Below are 20290 nucleotides of genomic sequence, written 5' to 3'. Positions count from 1 at the left end.
TAAATAATAGAACTTATAGCAATGTCTTTATATTAAAATTTTAAGGAGGAACTTATGACTTTAGAGAATATAAGAAAAGAATATTTAGAATTAGTTAAAACAATTAAAGATGAAAAAGAACTTTATGACCTAAGAGTTAAATTTTTAGGGAAAAAAGGTGCACTAACAGAAGTTATGAAAGGTGCACGTGATTTATCGCCAGAAGAAAGACCTACTTTTGGAAAACTTGTTAACGAGGTTAAAACTTTCATTAATGATAGTTTAGAAGAGAGAAAAGCTGAATTAGCTAAGGCAGCATTAGAGTTGAAATTAGCTAGTGAGGATATTGATGTTACTCTACCTAGTAAAAAAGTTGAATTAGGTGGAATTAATCCATTAAATAAAATTATTGAAGAGATTGAAGAAATCTTTATTTCTATGGGATATTCAGTTGCTGAAGGACCTGAGGTAGAAACTGATAAGTTTAACTTTGAGATGTTAAACTTACCTAAAGATCACCCAGCTCGTGATATGCAAGATTCATTCTATATTACAAATGAATTATTAATGAGAACACAAACATCACCTGTTCAAGCACGTGAAATGTTAAAAGCTAATGGAGAAGGTCCTATCAAGATTATTTGCCCTGGTAAAGTATTTCGTCGTGATAATGACGATGCTACTCACTCACACCAATTTACTCAAATTGAGGGGTTAGTAGTAGATAAAAATATCACATTTAGTGATTTAAAAGGTACTTTAGAGCACTTTATTAAAGCTGTCTTCGGAGAAAATAAAAAAATCCGTCTGCGCCCAAGCTTCTTCCCATTCACTGAACCTTCAGTAGAGGTTGATGTATCTTGGGGTAATGAAGATGATGAAGAAAGCATTAAATGGCTTGAAATTTTAGGAGCTGGTATGGTTCACCCTAACGTTCTAAAAATGGCTGGTTTTGATCCAGAAGTATACTCTGGATTCGCGTTTGGTATGGGGCCAGAACGTGTTGCAATGCTAAAATATGGAATTAGCGATATTAGAAGTTTCTACACAAATGATGTAAGATTCTTAGAACAATTCAATAGTGATAGAAACGATTAATAGGAGGTAGTAATGTTAGTAAGTTATAATTGGTTAAAACAATATACGAATGTTGAAGATAATGCAAATGCATTAGCTGAAAAAATCACACGTGGTGGTATTGAAGTTGAAGGTGTTGAATATTTAGCAGAAGAAATATCTAACGTTGTAGTTGGATATGTAGTATCTAAAGAAAAACACCCTGACGCTGAAAAATTAAATGTATGTCAAGTAAACGTTGGTGAAGAAGAAAATCTACAAATTGTTTGTGGTGCACCAAATGTTGATGCTGGACAATATGTAATTGTTGCTAAAGTAGGGGCGAAATTACCAGGAATTAAAATTAAAAAAGCTAAACTTCGTGGTGTAGAATCACAAGGTATGATTTGTTCATTAGCTGAATTAGGATTAAGTAAAAGTGTAGTGCCTAAAAATTATCAAGAAGGTATCTACGTGTTTGAGACTGAGCAAGAGTTAGGTTCTGATGTTGTTGAAGTACTTGGTTTAAATGATTATATCTTAGACCTATCAATCACACCTAACAGAGCGGATGCATTAAGTATGCGTGGTCTTACTTATGAATTAGGAGCTTTATACAATAAAAAAGTTAATTTTAATGATGTAGAAAAAGAAGAAAATTACGAAGTGACTTCATTGCAAGTTGACATCGAAAGTGATTCTTGTAGAAACTATGTAGGTCAAGTTGTGAAAAATGTTGAAGTTAAATCTTCGCCACTATGGTTACAAACAAGACTTATGAATTCTGGTATTCGTCCAATTAACAACATCGTAGATATTACAAACTATGTACTTCTAGAATTTGGTCAACCAATGCATGCATTCGACAAAGATCTAGTTGGAGATAAAATCGTAGTTCGTGATGCTAAAGAAGGTGAAGTTCTAGAAACTCTTGATGGAGAAGAGAGAAAATTACAAACAACTGACTTAGTAATTACTGATGGAACGCGTGCTATTGCTCTTGGTGGAGTAATGGGTGGTAAAAACACAGAGGTAAGTGAAGGAACTAAAAATCTTATTTTAGAATCTGCATATTTTAATTCGACATCAGTTCGTCGTACTTCAGCTGCTCATGGATTAAGAAGTGATTCTTCTGCAAGATTTGAAAAAGGTATTGATCCTAATATGCAAAAAGCAGCCCTTGCTCGTGCAGTAGAATTAATCTTAGAATTATGTCCAAATGCCGTAATTGAAAGTTCTGTTGGAGTAGTTAATAAAGAAGAAGAGAAAGTTGTAGAAATTACTACTTCATATATTAACAACTACCTTGGAATTATATTATCTACTGAAGAGATCGTAGCTATTTTAGAAGGATTAAGTTTTATGGTAGAAGTAACAGGAGAAAGCCTAGTAGTTAAAGTACCTACTAGAAGACCTGATATTTCAATTAAACAAGACTTAGTTGAAGAAGTTATTAGAATTTATGGATATGATAACCTAGCGTCAACATTACCAAAATTCTCTAAAACTACAAAAGGTGGTTTAACTTATTCACAAAAAATGGTGCGTGATTTGCGTGCAGTATTTGCTAACTTAGGATTTAACGATACTATTAACTATTCATTAGTATCTGAAGAAGAAGCTACGGGGTATACTTTAGAAAATCACCACAAAGTTAGATTATTAATGCCTATGACTGAAACTCACTCGACATTACGTCAAAGTTTAGTTCCAGGATTATTAAACACTGTTCAATACAACGTAGCTAGAAAACAAAAAGATCTAAAACTTCTTGAAATTGGACGTGTATTCTTCGGTAGTGGAGATGATAATATCCAACCTAAAGAAACACTATACTTAAGTGCTGCGCTAACTGGAGAGGAAAGAGCAACTAAATGGCTTAAAGAGAGTAGCTCTTTAGACTTCTTCGCTGCTAAAGGATACTTAGAAGTTGTTTTTGATCGTTTAGGATTAGATGAAAAAGTTACATATAAAAAATCTAAACTTGAAGGTATGCACCCAGGACGTTTTGCTGAGGTATATTTAGGTGAAAAACGTATTGGATTTATTGGAGAAGTTCACCCACAAGTTGCAGATAAACTTGGATTAAATACTACATATGTATTTGAAATTAATTTAGATGAAGTTATTTCAGAAAGTAAAGTTAAACCTAAGTATGAAGAGGTAACTAAATATCCTGAAATTACAAGAGATATCGCTATGTTAGTTGATGTTAAAGATGAATATCAAAATATCTATAATGTAATTGAATCAGTAAATAGTAAATTAATTACTAAAGTAGAACTATTCGACTTATATGTTGGTGCTGAGTTATTAGTTGGTAAGAAATCACTAGCTTTAACTATTACATATAGTGATAAACAAAAAACTTTAACAGATGAAGAAGTAACAGCTGTACATGATAAAGTACTTGTTGCACTTACAGAGTACGGAGCTATTATTAGGTAGGCAGTCTATGATTACACAAATTATTTTATTTTGCATTTTGGCATATGTAATAGGATCTATTCCTTTTGCATTAATAGTAGGAAAAGTATTTTATGATACTGATATTAGGTCACTAGGAAGTGGGAATTTAGGTACAACAAATACATTCAGATGCCTTGGGAAAAAAGCTGGTATAACTGTTTTTGTATGTGATGTATCAAAAGGAATTGTAGCAACATTTTTGCCAACGCTTATGCTAGGAAGAGTAGACTTTTTATCGATATTTGGAGCTTTTGCAATGATAGGGCATGTATTCCCTATCTTTGCGAACTTCAAAGGAGGAAAAGCTGTAGCAACAGGATCAGGAGTTTTTATCTTCTTATATCCAATGTTGAGTTTATTATTATTGGTAATATTCTTTGCAAATTTATTCTTAACAGGATATGTTTCTTTGGGAAGTATTTTAATGAGTATAACTGCTATCGGATACCTAAGTATTTTTGAAACTGGAATAGATAAGTGGATAATGATAATTATGTGTGTATTTGTTATTTATGTACACAAAAAGAATATATCAAGATTAATAAATGGGACAGAAAATCAATCGAAATTGAAATTGAAATTGAAATTAAAAAGGGGAACAAAGAATGACAAAAATCATTAGTGGAACTGAGCTTGCAAAGAAGTTGCGAGAAGAAATTAAAAATGAAGCAGCAGTATTAAGAGAAAAAGGTGTTGAGCCTACACTTGCAGTTGTTTTAGTAGGAGATAATAAAGCATCAAGAAGTTATGTTAATTCTAAACATAAAGCTTGTATAGAGAATGATATAAATTCTATAAAAATAGAGTTACCGGAAGAAATTTCTACTGATGATTTATTAAATGAAATTGAAAAATTAAATAGTGATGATAAGGTTCATGGAATTTTAGTACAATTACCATTACCTACACAAATAGATGCGGAAAAAGTATTGAATGCTGTGAGTCCATCAAAAGATGTAGATGGATTTCATCCTATCAATGTAGGAAAGTTGGTGATTGGAGAAGCTAAACTAATTCCGTGTACGCCATTAGGGATTTTAGAAATGATTAAATCAACTGGTGAGGAAATTTCTGGTAAACTTGCTCTAGTAATTGGTAGAAGTAATATTGTAGGTAAACCTATTTCGACTTTATTACTTCAAAATAATGCGACTGTAATTACTGCTCATTCTAGAACTAAAGATTTAGAAGTGTTAATAGAGCAAGCTGATATTATTGTAAGCTGTGTAGGAGTTGCACATTTCTTAAGTGGGAAAGAAAAAGTAAAACCAACTTGTACAATTATCGATGTAGGTAATAACTACAAAGATGGTAAGTTAGTTGGAGATGTAAATCTAGATAAGTTTATGGAGAAAGTTGCTTATATTTCTCCTGTACCTGGAGGAGTAGGGCCATTAACAATCACAATGTTAATGAGAAATACATTAACGGCTACTTATGATTTACTAGAAAAATAATTTCAAGAAAACCTAGATGTTCTTTGAGACTTTATTTAATTGAAATGTTTTTGATTTAATGATACAATAATGTATTGTACAATAATGTAATATATTTAAAGATATAGACTTATAAATTATACTATGTTATAATTTATAAAATGCAGAGAGTAAAGAAATTTATGTGGAGGATTGTTAATAAATGATTAGATTCTTGAAAAATGTAGCCACAGAAATGCGTAAAGTAAGTTGGCCAACTTTTAGTGAACTTGTTAGAAAAACACTAATTGTTATTGTTGTAGTTGGAATATTAATGTTATTTAGCTACGTAGTAGATTTAGGAATAACTGCTGGAATTAGACACTTCAGTAGATAAGAGAGGTTATTATGAGCGATACAGTAAGTAAAGAGTGGTATGTAATACATACATATTCTGGTTATGAAAATAAAGTAAAAGATAATATTGAAAAAAGAGTTGAGTCTCTAGGGATGGAAGACAAAATTTTCAGAATCGTTGTTCCGGAAGAAAAAGAGACAATTTTAACTCCAACAGGAAAGAAAAAAGAAGTAAATAGAAAAACATTCCCTGGATATGTGCTTGTTGAGTTAGTAATGACAGATGATTCATGGTTTGTAGTTAGAAATACACCTGGTGTAACTGGATTTGTAGGATCACACGGTGGTGGTTCTAAACCTAGTCCATTATTACCAGAAGAGATTAACTTTATTTTACAACAAATGGGTCTATCAAATGTTGTAGATATTGATATTGAAGTTGGAGATTATGTTCGTGTTATCTCTGGTCCATTCGTTGATATGGAAGGAAAAGTTGTAAACTTAGACTTACATAACTACAAAGCTGATGTTATGATCGAGCTTATGGGTAGAGAAACTAAAGTAGAACTTGAACTTTATAATATCGAAAAATTCTAAGAAAGGAAAAGCTATCTTTATGATAGTCGGATAGAATGTGGAAAAGATTGCAATAATTATGGATTCAACTGCATATTTGTCAGAAGATTTAAAGAAAGAACTAGATATTCGTACTGTATATTTAAATCTAATTATTGATAATAATTCATATAAAGAAGTTATTGATATGCCACTTGATAAATACCATGAATACCTACGAAATCCAAACAATTCCTTCCCTACAACGTCTCAACCTGCTATAGGTGAGGTTGTATCTTGCTTAGAAAAATTAAAAGAAGAAGGGTATACTGATGTAATCGCTATTGCACTATCAAGTGGAATAAGCGGTACATTTACATCTTACTCTGTAGCTGGTCTTATGGTTGATGGCTTGAACGTGCATCCGTTTGACTCTGAAGTCTCTTGTAGACCAGAGGGATATTATGCTATAAAAGCAGCTAAGTTAATTAAAGAAGGAAAAACTTCTAAAGAAATTATTTCAGCATTAAATGAAATGAAAAAAGTATCAGATGCATATTTCATGGCAGATGATTTATCACATCTACAACGTAGTGGGCGTTTAAGTGGAGCACAAGCAATGGTAGGAAGTTTACTTCAGGTAAAACCGTTACTACATTTTGATGATAAAGTAATCGTACCGTTTCAAAAAATTCGTACTTATAAAAAAGTAGTATCAAGAATGTATGAATTATTTGATGAATACTATAATCAACACAAAAATGAGCACATTACAGTTTGTGTTCTACATGTTGACGCATTAGAGAAAGCAGAAGAGATTAAGAAATATATTGTAGAAAATTATTCGAATGTAACTGTTGATATAGATGAAATAAGTCCAGTTATATCTACTCATCTTGGTATTGGTGCAGTTGCAATCGGATGGACAATATTATAATATAAGAGGTGGAAATTATGGTACAAACAATGGCACATACATGCTATCGTGTAGCAGATTTAGAAAAATCAGTTAAATTTTATACTGAGGCATTCGACTTTGTAGTAAGTCGTAAAAGAGATTTTCCGGATTATAAGTTTACATTGGTTTACTTAACTTTACCAGGTTCAAACTATGAGTTAGAATTAACTTATAATTATGATCATGGTGCTTATGAACTTGGAGATGGATATGGGCACATAGCTATTTCTGTTGAAGATTTAGAAGGTCTTTATGAAAAACACAAGGCGGCAGGATATGATGTAACAGACCTTAAAGGTTTACCAGGATTTCCGCCAGGTTACTACTTCATTAAAGATCCAGATGGATACAAAATCGAAGTAATTCGTACTAAAATGTAGTTATCATTTGATTTAATTATAATCTTATGATATAATGTACATACATTGAAATAAATTACCGAAAGGGTGGTGAATTTTGAAAGGTTCTCCGCTCTTTTATATTGCAATTAAAACTTAAGAAAGAGGTGTACTGTATGAGTATTGTAGAAAAAGTTAAAGCAATAGCAATGAAACAAGCAGAAAATACGGAATTTTCTCTTTATGATGTAGAATATGTAAAAGAAGGAACTGAGTATTTCTTACGTATTTACTTCGATAAAGATGGTGGTCTTACACTTGATGATTGTGTATTATTAAGTGAAAAGTTAGCAGAAGAATTAGATAAAGAAGATTTTATTAGTGATAAATACTATCTAGAAGTATCTTCTCCTGGGATCGAAAGAGACTTAAGAAATCTAGAGGAAGTTACTAATTCTGTTGGGAAACATGTTTATATTAAAACATATGAAAAAATTGATAATCAAAAAGAATTTTATGGTGATATCATAGCTGTCGAAGGTGAAGAAATTACTGTAGAATACAAAGATAAAGCGAGAGTTAAAAAATCAACAATTAACTATAGTAAAATCGCTAAAATTAGATTAGCTGTTAAATTTTAATTATTAAAGGAGAAAGAAAGATGAGCAAGGATTTGCTTAAAGCTATAAAATTAATTGAACAAGAAAAAGGGATTGCAGAAGATATTCTAGTGGAAGCTATTGAACTAGCTTTACTATCAGCTTATAAAAAGAATTTTAACGCTGCAAAAAATGTAAGAGTAGATTTTAATAGAACAACTGGTGATTACAAATTTATCATTAGAAAAGATGTTGTTGAAGAAGTTTACGATGATAGAATTGAATTTGCACTTGAAGATGCATTAAAAATTAATCCTGCATATGAGGTTGGAGATATTTACGAAGTAGTTGATTTACCAAATGATTTTGGGCGTGTTGGGGCTCAAGCAGCAAAACAAGCATTATTACAAAGACTTCGTGAAGCTGAAAAGGAAATTCTTTATAAAGAATATATTGAACATGAAGGTGAAATTTTATCAGGAACTATTGATAGAATAGATACAAGATATGTTTATGTAAAACTTGGAAAAATTGAAGCTATATTAGGAGAAAATGAAAGAGTTAAAGGTGAAACTTATGTTCCACAAACTCCAATTAAAGTTTATATCGCAAAAGTTGATAATCCAACTCGTGGAAGTAAACCACACGTACTTGCTTCAAGATCACATCCTGAATTTATCAGAAGATTATTCGAAATTGAAGTGCCAGAAATTTACAGTGGAACAGTAGAAATTAAGAGCGTATCACGTGAAGCAGGTGAAAGAACTAAGTTAGCAGTATTCGCAGAAGATAAAAACATTGATCCTGTAGGAGCATGTGTTGGTAACAAGGGTGAACGTGTTAACCGTATCGTTGAAGAGTTAAACGGTGAGAAAATTGATATCATTACTTGGGATGCTGATCCAGTTAAATTTATTACAAATGCATTAGCTCCTGCTAAAGTAGAAGAAATCAATATTGATGAAGAAGAAAAAATTGCAAATGTTAAAGTTAAAGATGACCAACTTTCTCTAGCAATTGGTAAAAAAGGACAAAACGTTCGTCTAGCTGCTAAATTAACAGGTTGGAAAATCGACATAAAAGCTGCAGAATAGTGAGGTGTTGTTTGTGAAAAAAAGAAAAATACCAACAAGAAAATGTATATTAACAAACGAAATGTTCGCTAAAAAAGATTTATTAAGAATCGTTAAGAATAAAGAAGGAGAAATTTCTGTAGATCCTACTGGGAAAAAAGCAGGACGTGGAGCTTATGTAGTAGCTGATTTAGAAGTTATTAAAGCTGCACAAGAAAAGAAACAATTAGAGAAGTTTTTTTCTGCATCACCAGAAGTTATGGAGCCTATCTATAATGAGGTAATTAGATTAATCTATAGAAAGTCAATTCCACAAAAATAATGATAAAAGCATATAATTTATTAGGTTTAATGCAAAGAGCAGGTAGACTTATTACAGGTGAAGATTTAATCACAAAAAATTTAAAAAATAATAAAATCAAATTGTTAGTTATTGCAGAAGATTGCGGTATCAATACGAAAAAGAAATTAACAGACAAGGCTAATTTTTACAATGTAAAATGTATCGAATTTTCTACGATTGAAAATATTAGTATTGCGATTGGAAGAGATAATCGTGTTGCTGTAGGAATAACTGATGATGGATTTATAAAAAAATTCAAACAATTATTAGAAGAAGGAGGAAAACAGTAATGAAAAAAGTCAGAATTTATGAGTACGCTAAAGAAGTCGGAAAACAATCAAAAGACCTTATTACAGTTTTAAAAGATGCTAATATTGAAGTATCTAATCACATGTCAATGTTAACAGAAGAGGGGTTAGCTAAGCTAGATAGTATCTTCAAAAAACAAGAGCAAGCTACCCAAAATGAACAATCTTCAAGTAATGAAGGTAAAAAGAATAAAAAGAAAAAAGTAAAAAAAGAGAAAGTTAAAAAATCTCAAAAACAACAGCCAGCAATTATTGAAGCTCCATCAGAAGAAACAATTTCAGAAGATACTATTTTAGTTAAAGACGGAATGACTGTTGGAGAACTTTCAGAGGTTCTAAATGTAGGTTCGACTGAACTTATTAAAAAATTATTTATGGAACTTAAAATTATGGCGAATATTAACCAATCTCTTACTTTAGAGCAAATCGAGTTAATCGCTATGGATTATGGTAAAGAAATCCAAGAAGAAGTTGAAATTAATAAAGAAGACTTAGATCTTTACTTCGAAGTAGAAGATGCTGAAAAAGACCTTAAAGAACGTGCGCCAATCGTAACAATTATGGGACACGTTGACCACGGTAAAACTACATTACTAGATACAATTAGAAATTCACGAGTAACAGCTGGTGAAGCAGGTGGGATTACACAACACATTGGTGCATACCAAGTACGTGCAAAAGATAAAAAGATTACATTCTTAGATACACCAGGACACGCAGCCTTCACTACAATGCGTGCACGTGGAGCTAAAATTACTGACGTAACTATCTTAGTAGTTGCAGCTGATGATGGAGTAATGCCCCAAACAATCGAAGCTATTAACCACGCTAAAGCGGCTGAAGTACCAATTATCGTTGCGGTTAACAAAATGGATAAACCACAAGCTAACCCTGACAGAGTTATGAATGAGTTAGTAGAATACGGACTAATCTCAGAAGAGTGGGGTGGAGATACAATCTTCGTACCAATCTCAGCTCTTAAAGGTGAAGGTATTGATGAATTATTAGAGAATATCTTATTAGTAACTGAGATGCAAGAATTAAAAGCTAATCCAAATCGTCTTGCATTAGGTACAGTTATCGAAGCTAAACTTGATAAAGGTCGTGGAGCAGTAGCTACATTATTAGTACAAAATGGTAGCTTAAATGTTGGAGATCCACTTGTAGTAGGTAACACATTTGGACGTGTTCGTGCTATGATTAACGATCGCAGTAAAAATATCCAAACAGCTAAACCATCTACTCCTGTAGAGATTACAGGTTTACAAGATGTCCCTAACGCTGGGGATCGTTTTGTAGTATTCGGTGATGAGAAAACAGCTCGTCAAATCGGTGAAAAACGTCAACAACAATATATTGAAACTACTCGTCAAGCAAGCTCAGCTGTTTCATTAGATACATTATTCGAACAAATGAAACAAGGTGAAATGAAAGACCTTAATATTATCATCAAAGCTGACGTTCAAGGTTCTGTTGAAGCTTTAGCTATGTCATTAGCTAAAATTGATGTTGAAGGAGTTAACGTACGTATTATCCATACAGGAGTTGGAGCGATTAATGAATCTGATATTACATTAGCAGTAGCATCTAACGCTGTAGTAATTGGATTTAACGTACGTCCTGATAATAATGCTAAACAAATGGCTCAAACTGAGCAAGTAGATATCCGTCTACACAGCATTATCTATAAAGTTATTGAAGAAATTGAAGCTGCGATGACAGGATTATTAGATCCAGAATTCGTAGAAAAAGTTATCGGTCTTGCAGAAGTACGTCAAGTGTACAAAGTATCTAAAATTGGTACAATTGCTGGTGCTTATGTAACAGAAGGTAAGGTATCACGTGATGGTAAAGTACGTGTAATTCGTGATAGTGTAGTAATTTACGAAGGTGAAATTGATACATTAAGAAGATTTAAAGATGATGTTAAAGAAGTACAAAGCGGTTATGAATGTGGTATGACTGTTGAGAACTTTAATGATATTAAAGAAGGAGATGTCTTCGAAGTATACATCATGGAAGAAGTAAAAAAATAGGAGGCAAACTTTATGTCAGAACTTAGAGTTAACAGACTTGCAGAGCAAATTAAAAAAGAAATTACATATGTATTAGCTACAAAAGTTAAGAATCATGATTTAGGATTTGTTACTGTAACTGAAGTTGCTTTGACAGGAGATTATTCTCAAGCAAAAGTTTTCTACACTGTTTTAGGTGGAGAACGTGAAAAAGAAAAAACAAAAGAAGCATTTAAGAAAATTAAAGGTTTCGTAAAAAGTGAAGTTGCTAAGAAAATTAAAATTAGAAAATTTCCAGAACTTATTTTCCAATATGACACAACAGCCGAATATGCTTTACACATTGAAAGCCTAATAGCTAGTGTTAGTAAAAAGGAAAAAGACGAAGAATAATTAGAGTATAGGAGCGATTTAATTAGTTACTTAAAAAAATATTTAATTAAGTCGCCCTAGCATAGCTTATTTTCAATTATATAAAAAAGTAGATTAGCTATGATTTCTAAAATTTACGTTTGAGATTTTTGAATTTAATTAGACAGTAAAATTCAATGTTTCAAATTTCTAGTAATATAAAATTTTAAAGGAGAATATAATGTTACAAGTAACGAATTTAGGTTTACGTTTTGCAGATAGAAAGCTATTTGAAGATGTAAATATAAAATTTACAAATGGTAACTGCTACGGTTTAATCGGGGCTAATGGAGCAGGTAAAACAACATTCTTAAAATTATTATCTGGTGAATTAGATTCACAACAAGGGCATGTTTCTTTAGGTAAAGGTGAACGTCTTGCTGTACTTCGTCAAAACCACTTCGCATATGAAGAAAACAGAGTTATCGATGTTGTAATGATGGGTCACGAACGTCTTTGGGATGTTATGAACCGTAAAAATGAAATTTATATGAAAGATCCATTTACTGAAGAGGATGGAATCATTGCTGCTGAACTTGAAGGTGAGTTTGCGGAAATGGATGGTTGGACTGCAGAAAGTGATGCAGCACAACTTCTTGAGGGTCTAGGTATTCCTGTAGAATTTCATGAAATGCTTATGGGAGAACTTGATAATGCTATTAAGGTTAAAGTTCTTTTAGCTCAAGCATTATTTGGTAATCCAGATGTACTTCTTCTGGATGAGCCTACCAACGGTCTTGATATTAGTGCAATCAAGTGGTTAGAAGAGTTCTTAATTAACTTTGAGAACACTGTTATTGTAGTCAGCCACGATCGTCACTTTTTAAATAATATTTGTACTCACATTTGTGACTTAGACTTTGGTAAAATCCAACTTTACGTTGGTAACTATGACTTCTGGTACCAATCTAGTCAACTTGCTAGAAGAATGGCAGAAGATAACAACAAGAAAAAAGAAGAAAAAATTAAAGAATTACAAGAATTCATCGCACGTTTCTCTGCGAATGCTTCTAAATCTAAACAAGCGACAAGTAGAAAGAAAATGCTTGATAAAATTACTCTTGACGATATTAAACCAAGTAGCCGTCGTTATCCATACGTTCGCTTCACACCAGATCGTGAAATTGGAAATGACTTACTTATCGTTGAAGGTGTAAGCAAAACTGTAGAAGGTAAAGAAGTATTAAGTAATGTAAGCTTCACAGTAAATCCTAATGATAAAGTTATTTTATTAGGGGATGAAGTATCTAAAACTACATTATTAAAAATTCTTGCTGGTGAAATGGAACCAGATAGTGGAACAGTTAAATGGGGTATTACAACTTCAAGAAGTTATATGCCAAAAGATAACTCTGAATACTTTGAAGGGTTAAAACTTTCATTAGTGGAATGGCTTCGCCAATATGCTTCTCCTGAAGAGGAAAGTGAAGCATACTTACGTTCATTCTTAGGAAGAATGTTATTCTCTGGTGAAGAAGCACTTAAACGTGCCCACGTATTATCAGGGGGAGAAAAAATGCGTTGTATGTTATCTAAGATGATGTTATCTAAAGCTAACGTTATTCTTCTAGATGAACCTACAAACCACCTTGACTTAGAGTCTATTACAGCTGTCAATGAAGGTATTATTGCTTTCAAAGGTTCTGTATTCTTCACATCTCATGACTATGAGTTTATTCAAACAATAGCTAATAGAGTAGTTGAATTAACACCAGAAGGTGCAATCAACAAAGAGATGGATTACGAAAACTACCTAAGATTCAAAGGTATTATAGATTAATAAAAAGAAGGGGGTGACTCGACAAAATCGATTTTGTCGAGTCACCCCCAAAGTCTATTAGATATCTAAAAAGCTTTTAAAAAGTGAATTTAGATATCAATAAACCACTGTGTCTATGAGTTCTCATATAAACCTTGTTAAATTTTAGAACCTTCAGGTCAGTCTCCTTTAAATGTTGCTATTAAAAAATTACCTTTTCAAAAACTTCTTTAGTAACTTCACTAAAAGCTTTTACTTCTTCTTCAGAAAATCTATCAAATTTTGTAGAATCGATATCAAGTAAAGCTACAACCTTATCACTTTGAATGATAGGAATAACTAATTCGCTATTTGTAGCACTATCACAAGCAATATGACCTGGAAACTTATGTACATCTTCAACATAAATAGTTTTACGAGTCGTATAACAGTGACCGCATACACCTTTGTTAAATGGTATACGAGTACAAGCTACTTTTCCTTGAAATGGTCCTAAAACCAAGTTGTTGTTTTCTTCATCTAATAAATAGAAACCAACCCAGTTTGTATTTGGCAAGTACTCTTTGTATAAGGCTGAAAGGTTTGATAAATTAGTAACTAAATTATCTTCTCCTAATACTAGAGCAGTTGCTTGATTAATAAATAATTCTTTATTTTCTACTATGTTCATTAAAATACCTCTTTAAAAAGACTTTATTATATTTTCGCATAATAGTAATAAAAAATAAAGTGATAAGAGTCATAGATATAAAAGAATATATTTTAGAAAATTCAATATTAAATTTATATATAATAAAATTTGATAATGACCTATATTATATAATTAATAAAAAATATTTAGTTATTTGCTGGATAAAAAAATTGAAAAAATTTTAAAAAAATGATTGAAACACTTTGTTTTTCACGATAAAAATGGTATAATTTTGTTAGGTTATTGTATTAATAAACGTAAAAAATTAAATATAAAATTTCAGGGGGAAGATATATGACATATATATTTTTATTTGTGTGTATCCTTGTTCTTGGAGGAGTAGTAGCACTATTCGTCTTCAGAAATAGGAAAAAACAAGATTTATACCCTCTTTTAGTTATGAAAGATGAGCTAGAGAGAGAAACATTATCTGATGATTTGAAAAAAGTAAAGGCGCTGGAAATTGCTGGTAAAGCTGAAAAACTTTATGCCCAATGGGAAAGCGAATGGTACGAAATTCAAAGTATCGATATTGAAGAACTTGACAGAGATCTTTATAGTGCAGAAACTTATATTGATAAATTTAATTTCAAACGTGCTGATGAAGTAATAATGAACAGTGGTGAATTAATTGCTAATATTAAGGATAGGATTGCTGGAATTAGAAACGAAATTAAAGAATTAACAGAAGTTGAACCTAGAAATAGAGAACTATATGAAGAAATCGTAGTCGAGTACAAAGAGCTTAATAGAGAACTATTAGCTAAACGTCATCAATATGGTGCAGCTGCAGAACAGTTTGAACAAAACATTAAAGAAGTAGCTCCACAGCTTGATGATTTTAAACTTTTAACATCAACTGGTAAGTACATCGAAGCACAAGATAAAATTAATGTAGTTAAAGGATTAATTGATAGTCTTAAAGAGAGAATGGAAGTATTACCTGACTTGTTAAAAGAAATTGAAAAAACTTGTCCTGCTCAAATTCAGTCATTAAGACTTAAAGTTGAGGAAATGGAGAAGAAAGGATTTAAACTTACTCACTTAGAAATTTCAAGTAAAATTGAAAGTGTTGTTTGGCAGTTAAGTGACGCTCGTGAGAAGGTTAAATCTGGAGATATTGATCTAATAGAAAACATCCTTGATGGAATTTATGATGTTATTGATGAAGTTTCGAATGATCTAAAAAAAGAACTTGATTATAAAAAATATATTGAGGAAAACTATAGAGAGATTACTAATAAGCTTGAATTACAAGATAAGTTAAATGAAGCTCTATACAATAACATTCAAGAAATCAAAAATAGATATCAAATCTATCAAAAAGATGAAGAAATGGTCTCTAATTATTATGATCAGTTAAGTGATTTACTTGATGTTAAGCATGACATTGATGTTTATATTAATAATCAACCAAAATTAAATTATAAAGATTTAAAAGAAAAAGTAGAAATGTTAGGTCAAGGATTAGAAAAAATTGAAGAAGATCAAACAAATTATTCTAGATACTTAACAAGTCTTCGAGAAGAAGAAGGTCACGCTCGTGAAAAACTTATCTTCATTAATCAAGAAAAAGAAGTTATTAAACGTAAATTAGATAACTCACGTGTTCCAGGATTCAGTGATAGATTTATCGTTTTATATAAAGATGTAACTGATAGTTATAGATATGCAATTGAGGAACTAAAAAAAGAACCTATCAATATCGATTTACTAAAACGTGCAGTTGCTGAAGCAGAGGAATCATTAGATATTTATTCTTCTGAAGTAAATAACATTCTTACTGATATTGAATTAATAGAAAAACTTATTCGTTATGCGAACAGATACAGAAAAGACAATGTTGAATTCCATCAACAATTAACAGTTGCTGAACAATATTATAGAGAGTATCGTTATAACAAAACTCTAGAAATTATTAGAAATTCTCTAGATAAAGTTGAGCCAGGTGCATACGAAAGAATTAGAAATTCAGTAAAACCTAGATAATTAATAGCCCTCCAAAATTTGTTCAAATTTTGGGGGCTATTACCGTTTTAGGAACAAAAATAAGGTATTTTTTTGATAAAAATTTTAAAAAGGGATAATTAAAAACCACTGTAACCATAGAATGTGATAGTAACAGTGGTTTTTTTATATCTTTATTTTCTTTTCAGATTATAGTAACCTAAACTAGAAAAGTAAAATAATGCTTCAATAGTTGCTATAAAGAAAGTAGTAGGTAGGGAAGTGTAGTATGAAAGAGTAATCCCTACCCATGTACCAATTAGAGCGAACAATATTGATATAGCAATCATTAGACCTACTTTATTAGTAAGATATCTTGCTGCACTAGCTGGAACTGTTAGAAGGACGAACATTAATAATGCACCAACTACTGGAACTGTAATACTAGTTGCCACTGATAGTAAAACTAGGAAAAAGATAGAAATAAATTTTCCATTTAATCCTAATGCACGAGCACCAATCGCATCGAAAGAATCGAATTTGATTTTTCTATAAAAAATTGAAAGTAATAGAATAACTGCTACTGCTAGTGTAAAAATTAATTTAACATCGTCTCGAGTTATTGAAACTACACTACCGAATAAAATATTGTTAACATAACTTGTACTTTTAGGTGTTAGTGATAGGAATAATAATCCTAAACCTAAGAATATTCCTAACATTACGCTTACTGTAGCTTCACGTCTAAATGCTTTTACACTTAGATGACCTACTAGATAAGACATAGTAATAGTGAATATTAATAGTCCGTAAATTGGGTTAATACCCAGGAAAACAGCGAAGGCTGCACCAGCGAACCCAACATGTGAAAGTGTGTGTGAGATAAATGACATGTTTCTAGCCATTACAAACACACCGATATAGCCTGCCATTACAGCTACAATAGTTCCTGCTATAAAGGCATTCTGCATAAAATCGTAATTAAGCATAATTGTTATCTCCTACATAATGTTTGCATAGCTTTAGATTATTTTTTTCTATATTGTAATCTTCTATACTAATAAATTTGAAGCGACCTTCTTCGAGATAGAGTATTTTATCAACGTATTTTTCATCGATAAGTGATAGTTCATGTGTTATACAAAGAGTAATAATATTTTCTTTCTTTGTAATTTCTTTAACTAAAGTCATACACTCAATTTCACTAGTCTTATCTAAATTTGACGTAAACTCATCAAGAAGTAATAGGTTCGGCTTATTTACTAATGCTTGTGCTAAAAATACGCGCTGTTTTTCACCACCTGAGAGAGTACCTATAGATTTATTTTGAAGTTTTAGTGAATTTGTTAATTCTAGTGCTTCTTTAATACTTGCTTTTTCTTTTTTGCTAAGCCATGGTAAAAATCCTTTTTGAATAGGAAGTGATACAAAGTCAGTGGCAGATAAGGGAAGTTCTTCGTCTATCTGTCTGAACTGAGGTACATATCCAAGAGTTGGATTTTCTCCAACAAGTGAAATCTGACTAGTTTTATTTAATTTTTCTAGAATATTGTTTAATAATGTTGTTTTACCGACACCATTTTTTCCAACAACAGCAACAACATTTCCTGAAGTTACAGAAAATGTAATGTTATCTAATATTGTTTTATCTCCTATTGAATAAGTGAGATTTTTTAATTTAAGTTCAGTCATAAAATCTCCTAAGTTAATTTATTTTATAATACTTTTCTAATATAAAAAAGAAGAGATACGATTTAGAATCTCTTCTTTATATTATACTACATATTTATAATATGTGAAGACTATTTTTAATCTTCGTATTAATGTTTATGTTCTTTTTCGTGATCGTGATCATGATCTTTGTCATCGTGAGAATGACTGTGAGAGTGACCTTCGTGGTCGTGAGAGTGACCTTCAGAAGCCCCTTCTACGTGATAAGCTTTTTCACCAGAACCACCGTTAAGAATTTCTTCTAGTTTATTGTATTGGTCTAACATCCACTCTATATAAGTTTTTCCATCTGGTTGTGTTTCTGTTACATTAAGGACTGGTACCTTATTTTGTTCAGCAAGATGAATTAATCCTTCTATAGTTTTATTAGTAGTTTGAACGTTGTTGATGATTAATGAAATCTGTTTAGATTTTATTTGCTCTTGGATTGTTTTTAAATCTTGTGGAGCAGGATCGTTACCTTCCTCAGTAGCTTGTGCTAATTTTTTAACTTGGTCAGTTGTTTTGAATCCTAAAGAATCTACAGCATATTCGAAAACAGGCTCTGTTGTTAGTACTGATTTTCCACTAGCTTTTTCTTTTAGTGATTTAATTTTATCAGTAATTTTAGAAAGTTCTTTTTTATAGTTATCTCTATTTTTTTCGTATAATGCCTTATTAGATGAATCTTTTTCTGATAAAACTTTAGTAAGTTCATCTGCAACTTTACTCATTACTTCAGGATTGTACCAGATGTGTTCATTTTCCCCATCTTTAAGTCCTAATAATTTTGCACCATCTATTTTTTTGATGTCTTTACTGTTAGCAGTAAGTTTTTCAAACCATGAATCATATCCACCACCATTAAGAATAGCAATGTTAGCATCAGCAACAGTTTTTGCATCTTGTGCAGTAGGTTCAAAATCATGAGGATCGACAGAAGTAGAACTTATAATAGAAGTAACATCTGCTTTATCTCCTGCGATACTCTTAGCTACTTCTGCATAAAAGTTTACTGAAGTAACAATCTTCGTTTTATTTCCAGAGTTAGAAGCTCCAGAATTAGTTTTGCTTGAACATCCGACTAAAAGAAGGGCGAATGCAGCAACAACTGAAATTAATTTTAAAAATTTATTCATTTGTAATATTCCTCCGTTATTCGTAATAATTACGTTCTAATAAATTATAATACTACTTTATAAAAAAATCAAGTTCTTAACCGAAATAATTTTGATTAATGTGAAAAAAAAGAAATAATTTCATAATATGTAGATATATAAATAGAAGAATGATTAATAAGAAGTACTTAAAAATTATTTAGTATAAATAGAAGATAATTGTTAGTAGGATTTTTATTAAAATACTTGATTTTTAGTTGGTAATGCTATATAATTAATAAAGTTGAGTGAAATTCAACAAAAATATAACACACGACATTTGAGTAGCTGCTCGGTGCATTTATGTTTGCAGTAAGCTTAGAGAATGTCGGAGGAAAAAACCAAGGAGGAAAATAACTATGGCAGTTATTTCAATGAAACAATTATTAGAAGCTGGTGTACACTTCGGTCACCAAACAAGAAGATGGAACCCTAAAATGGATAAATACATCTTCACAGAAAGAAACGGTATCTACATTATCGACTTACAAAAAACAGTTAAGAAAGTTGATGAAGCATACGAATTCGTAAAATCAGTTGCTGATCAAGGCGGAAAAATGTTATTCGTAGGTACTAAAAAACAAGCACAAGATGCTATTAAAGAAGAAGCTGAAAGAAGTGGTCAATACTACATCAATCACCGTTGGTTAGGTGGAACTTTAACTAACTACAAAACAATTAAAGGACGTATTGACAGAATCGCTGAAATTGAAAAAATGGAAGCTGATGGAGTATTCGAAGTACTACCTAAAAAAGAAGTTATCGAATTAAGAAAAGAATATGACAAATTAGTTAAATTCTTAGGTGGAATTCGTGAAATGAAAGGTATGCCAGATGCAATCTTCGTAGTAGATCCTAAGAAAGAGCACAACGCAATTGCTGAAGCTAAAAAATTAGGAATCCCTGTAGTAGGTATCGTAGATACAAACTGTGATCCAGATGATGTTGATTACGTAATCCCTGCAAACGACGATGCTATCCGTGCGGTTAAATTATTAACAGCTAAAATGGCAGACGCATTTGTAGCTTACAACGAAGGTAACATCGAAGAAACTGAAGAAGTTTCTGAAGAAGTAGAAGCAACAGAAGAATAATTTTAGATTAAAAAATAAATTAAAAAAATTAATAATAAAATAACGGAGGCAAATCA

General features: G+C 31.4%; 21 protein-coding genes. 17 read left to right on the top strand and 4 right to left on the bottom strand.

Annotated elements, in window-relative coordinates; translation table 11 throughout:
* Window positions 1–54: 54 nt before the first annotated feature.
* The 15 genes from pheS to RWQ74_RS03285 all read left to right on the top strand — a co-directional run bounded on the left by pheS (window position 55) and on the right by RWQ74_RS03285 (window position 13656).
* Window positions 55–1077 carry a phenylalanine--tRNA ligase subunit alpha gene (gene pheS, locus RWQ74_RS03355; protein WP_314396791.1) on the top strand — a complete coding sequence of 341 codons (1023 nt, stop codon included), beginning with the start codon at window positions 55–57 and terminating at the stop codon, window positions 1075–1077.
* Between the two features lie 12 nt (window positions 1078–1089).
* Window positions 1090–3483, top strand: a complete 2394-nt coding sequence (gene pheT, locus RWQ74_RS03350; RefSeq protein WP_314396789.1) for a phenylalanine--tRNA ligase subunit beta — start codon at window positions 1090–1092, stop codon at window positions 3481–3483.
* A gap of 7 nt (window positions 3484–3490) precedes the next feature.
* Complete coding sequence (plsY, locus tag RWQ74_RS03345; protein WP_314396788.1) at window positions 3491–4126, top strand: glycerol-3-phosphate 1-O-acyltransferase PlsY; 636 nt, start codon at window positions 3491–3493, stop codon at window positions 4124–4126.
* The gene (locus RWQ74_RS03340; protein WP_314396786.1) at window positions 4110–4961 is read left to right on the top strand and encodes a tetrahydrofolate dehydrogenase/cyclohydrolase catalytic domain-containing protein; all 852 of its coding nucleotides are present in this window, start codon (window positions 4110–4112) and stop codon (window positions 4959–4961) included. Before plsY ends, RWQ74_RS03340 begins: the two co-directional genes overlap by 17 nt.
* Before the next feature lie 181 nt (window positions 4962–5142).
* Window positions 5143–5316 carry a preprotein translocase subunit SecE gene (secE, locus tag RWQ74_RS03335; protein ID WP_003145602.1) on the top strand — a complete coding sequence of 58 codons (174 nt, stop codon included), beginning with the start codon at window positions 5143–5145 and terminating at the stop codon, window positions 5314–5316.
* Window positions 5317–5327: 11 nt separating this feature from the next.
* Window positions 5328–5873 (top strand): transcription termination/antitermination protein NusG, encoded by a 546-nt coding sequence (gene nusG, locus RWQ74_RS03330; protein WP_003144927.1) that lies wholly within the window; start codon window positions 5328–5330, stop codon window positions 5871–5873.
* 37 nt (window positions 5874–5910) lie between these two features.
* Window positions 5911–6768, top strand: a complete 858-nt coding sequence (locus tag RWQ74_RS03325; protein ID WP_314396783.1) for a DegV family protein — start codon at window positions 5911–5913, stop codon at window positions 6766–6768.
* A gap of 17 nt (window positions 6769–6785) precedes the next feature.
* A complete protein-coding gene (locus RWQ74_RS03320; protein WP_314396781.1) occupies window positions 6786–7169 on the top strand; it encodes a VOC family protein in 384 nt (127 codons plus the stop codon).
* A gap of 134 nt (window positions 7170–7303) precedes the next feature.
* The gene (gene rimP / locus RWQ74_RS03315; RefSeq protein ID WP_314396779.1) at window positions 7304–7768 is read left to right on the top strand and encodes a ribosome maturation factor RimP; all 465 of its coding nucleotides are present in this window, start codon (window positions 7304–7306) and stop codon (window positions 7766–7768) included.
* A 20-nt stretch (window positions 7769–7788) separates the two neighbouring features.
* Complete coding sequence (gene nusA, locus RWQ74_RS03310; RefSeq protein WP_314396778.1) at window positions 7789–8820, top strand: transcription termination factor NusA; 1032 nt, start codon at window positions 7789–7791, stop codon at window positions 8818–8820.
* 13 nt (window positions 8821–8833) lie between these two features.
* Window positions 8834–9121 (top strand): RNase P modulator RnpM, encoded by a 288-nt coding sequence (rnpM, locus tag RWQ74_RS03305; RefSeq protein WP_003145486.1) that lies wholly within the window; start codon window positions 8834–8836, stop codon window positions 9119–9121.
* Window positions 9121–9432, top strand: coding sequence for a ribosomal L7Ae/L30e/S12e/Gadd45 family protein (locus RWQ74_RS03300; RefSeq protein WP_314396776.1), 312 nt, complete (start codon window positions 9121–9123; stop codon window positions 9430–9432). Before rnpM ends, RWQ74_RS03300 begins: the two co-directional genes overlap by 1 nt.
* Window positions 9432–11486 (top strand): translation initiation factor IF-2, encoded by a 2055-nt coding sequence (gene infB, locus RWQ74_RS03295; RefSeq protein WP_314396774.1) that lies wholly within the window; start codon window positions 9432–9434, stop codon window positions 11484–11486. Before RWQ74_RS03300 ends, infB begins: the two co-directional genes overlap by 1 nt.
* A gap of 12 nt (window positions 11487–11498) precedes the next feature.
* On the top strand, window positions 11499–11858 hold the full coding sequence (gene rbfA, locus RWQ74_RS03290) for a 30S ribosome-binding factor RbfA (protein WP_048801943.1): 360 nt from the start codon (window positions 11499–11501) through the stop codon (window positions 11856–11858).
* A gap of 199 nt (window positions 11859–12057) precedes the next feature.
* Window positions 12058–13656: an ATP-binding cassette domain-containing protein gene (locus RWQ74_RS03285; RefSeq protein WP_314396771.1), complete on the top strand. Its 1599-nt coding sequence runs from the start codon at window positions 12058–12060 to the stop codon at window positions 13654–13656.
* 181 nt (window positions 13657–13837) lie between these two features.
* On the opposite strand, the gene RWQ74_RS03280 is transcribed toward RWQ74_RS03285, so the two are convergent.
* Window positions 13838–14305 carry a GAF domain-containing protein gene (locus RWQ74_RS03280; protein WP_314396769.1) on the bottom strand — a complete coding sequence of 156 codons (468 nt, stop codon included), beginning with the start codon at window positions 14303–14305 and terminating at the stop codon, window positions 13838–13840.
* A gap of 315 nt (window positions 14306–14620) precedes the next feature.
* Between RWQ74_RS03280 and RWQ74_RS03275 the strand changes: the two genes are divergently transcribed.
* Window positions 14621–16315 (top strand): septation ring formation regulator EzrA, encoded by a 1695-nt coding sequence (locus RWQ74_RS03275; RefSeq protein WP_314396767.1) that lies wholly within the window; start codon window positions 14621–14623, stop codon window positions 16313–16315.
* Between the two features lie 152 nt (window positions 16316–16467).
* Here RWQ74_RS03275 and RWQ74_RS03270 read toward each other — a convergent pair whose 3' ends face one another.
* The 3 genes from RWQ74_RS03270 to RWQ74_RS03260 all read right to left on the bottom strand — a co-directional run bounded on the left by RWQ74_RS03270 (window position 16468) and on the right by RWQ74_RS03260 (window position 19122).
* Window positions 16468–17262, bottom strand: coding sequence for a metal ABC transporter permease (locus tag RWQ74_RS03270; protein WP_314396765.1), 795 nt, complete (start codon window positions 17260–17262; stop codon window positions 16468–16470).
* Window positions 17255–17965 (bottom strand): ATP-binding cassette domain-containing protein, encoded by a 711-nt coding sequence (locus RWQ74_RS03265; protein ID WP_314396762.1) that lies wholly within the window; start codon window positions 17963–17965, stop codon window positions 17255–17257. The genes RWQ74_RS03270 and RWQ74_RS03265 overlap by 8 nt, the downstream gene beginning before the upstream one ends.
* A 128-nt stretch (window positions 17966–18093) precedes the next feature.
* A complete protein-coding gene (locus RWQ74_RS03260) occupies window positions 18094–19122 on the bottom strand; it encodes a metal ABC transporter solute-binding protein, Zn/Mn family (protein ID WP_314396760.1) in 1029 nt (342 codons plus the stop codon).
* A gap of 377 nt (window positions 19123–19499) precedes the next feature.
* Between RWQ74_RS03260 and rpsB the strand changes: the two genes are divergently transcribed.
* Window positions 19500–20234 carry a 30S ribosomal protein S2 gene (gene rpsB / locus RWQ74_RS03255; RefSeq protein WP_294682802.1) on the top strand — a complete coding sequence of 245 codons (735 nt, stop codon included), beginning with the start codon at window positions 19500–19502 and terminating at the stop codon, window positions 20232–20234.
* Window positions 20235–20290 lie beyond the last annotated feature (56 nt).

This window comes from uncultured Gemella sp. (assembly GCF_963525165.1).
Lineage (GTDB): Bacteria > Bacillota > Bacilli > Staphylococcales > Gemellaceae > Gemella.
This window is presented reverse-complemented; position numbering and strand designations above follow the sequence as displayed.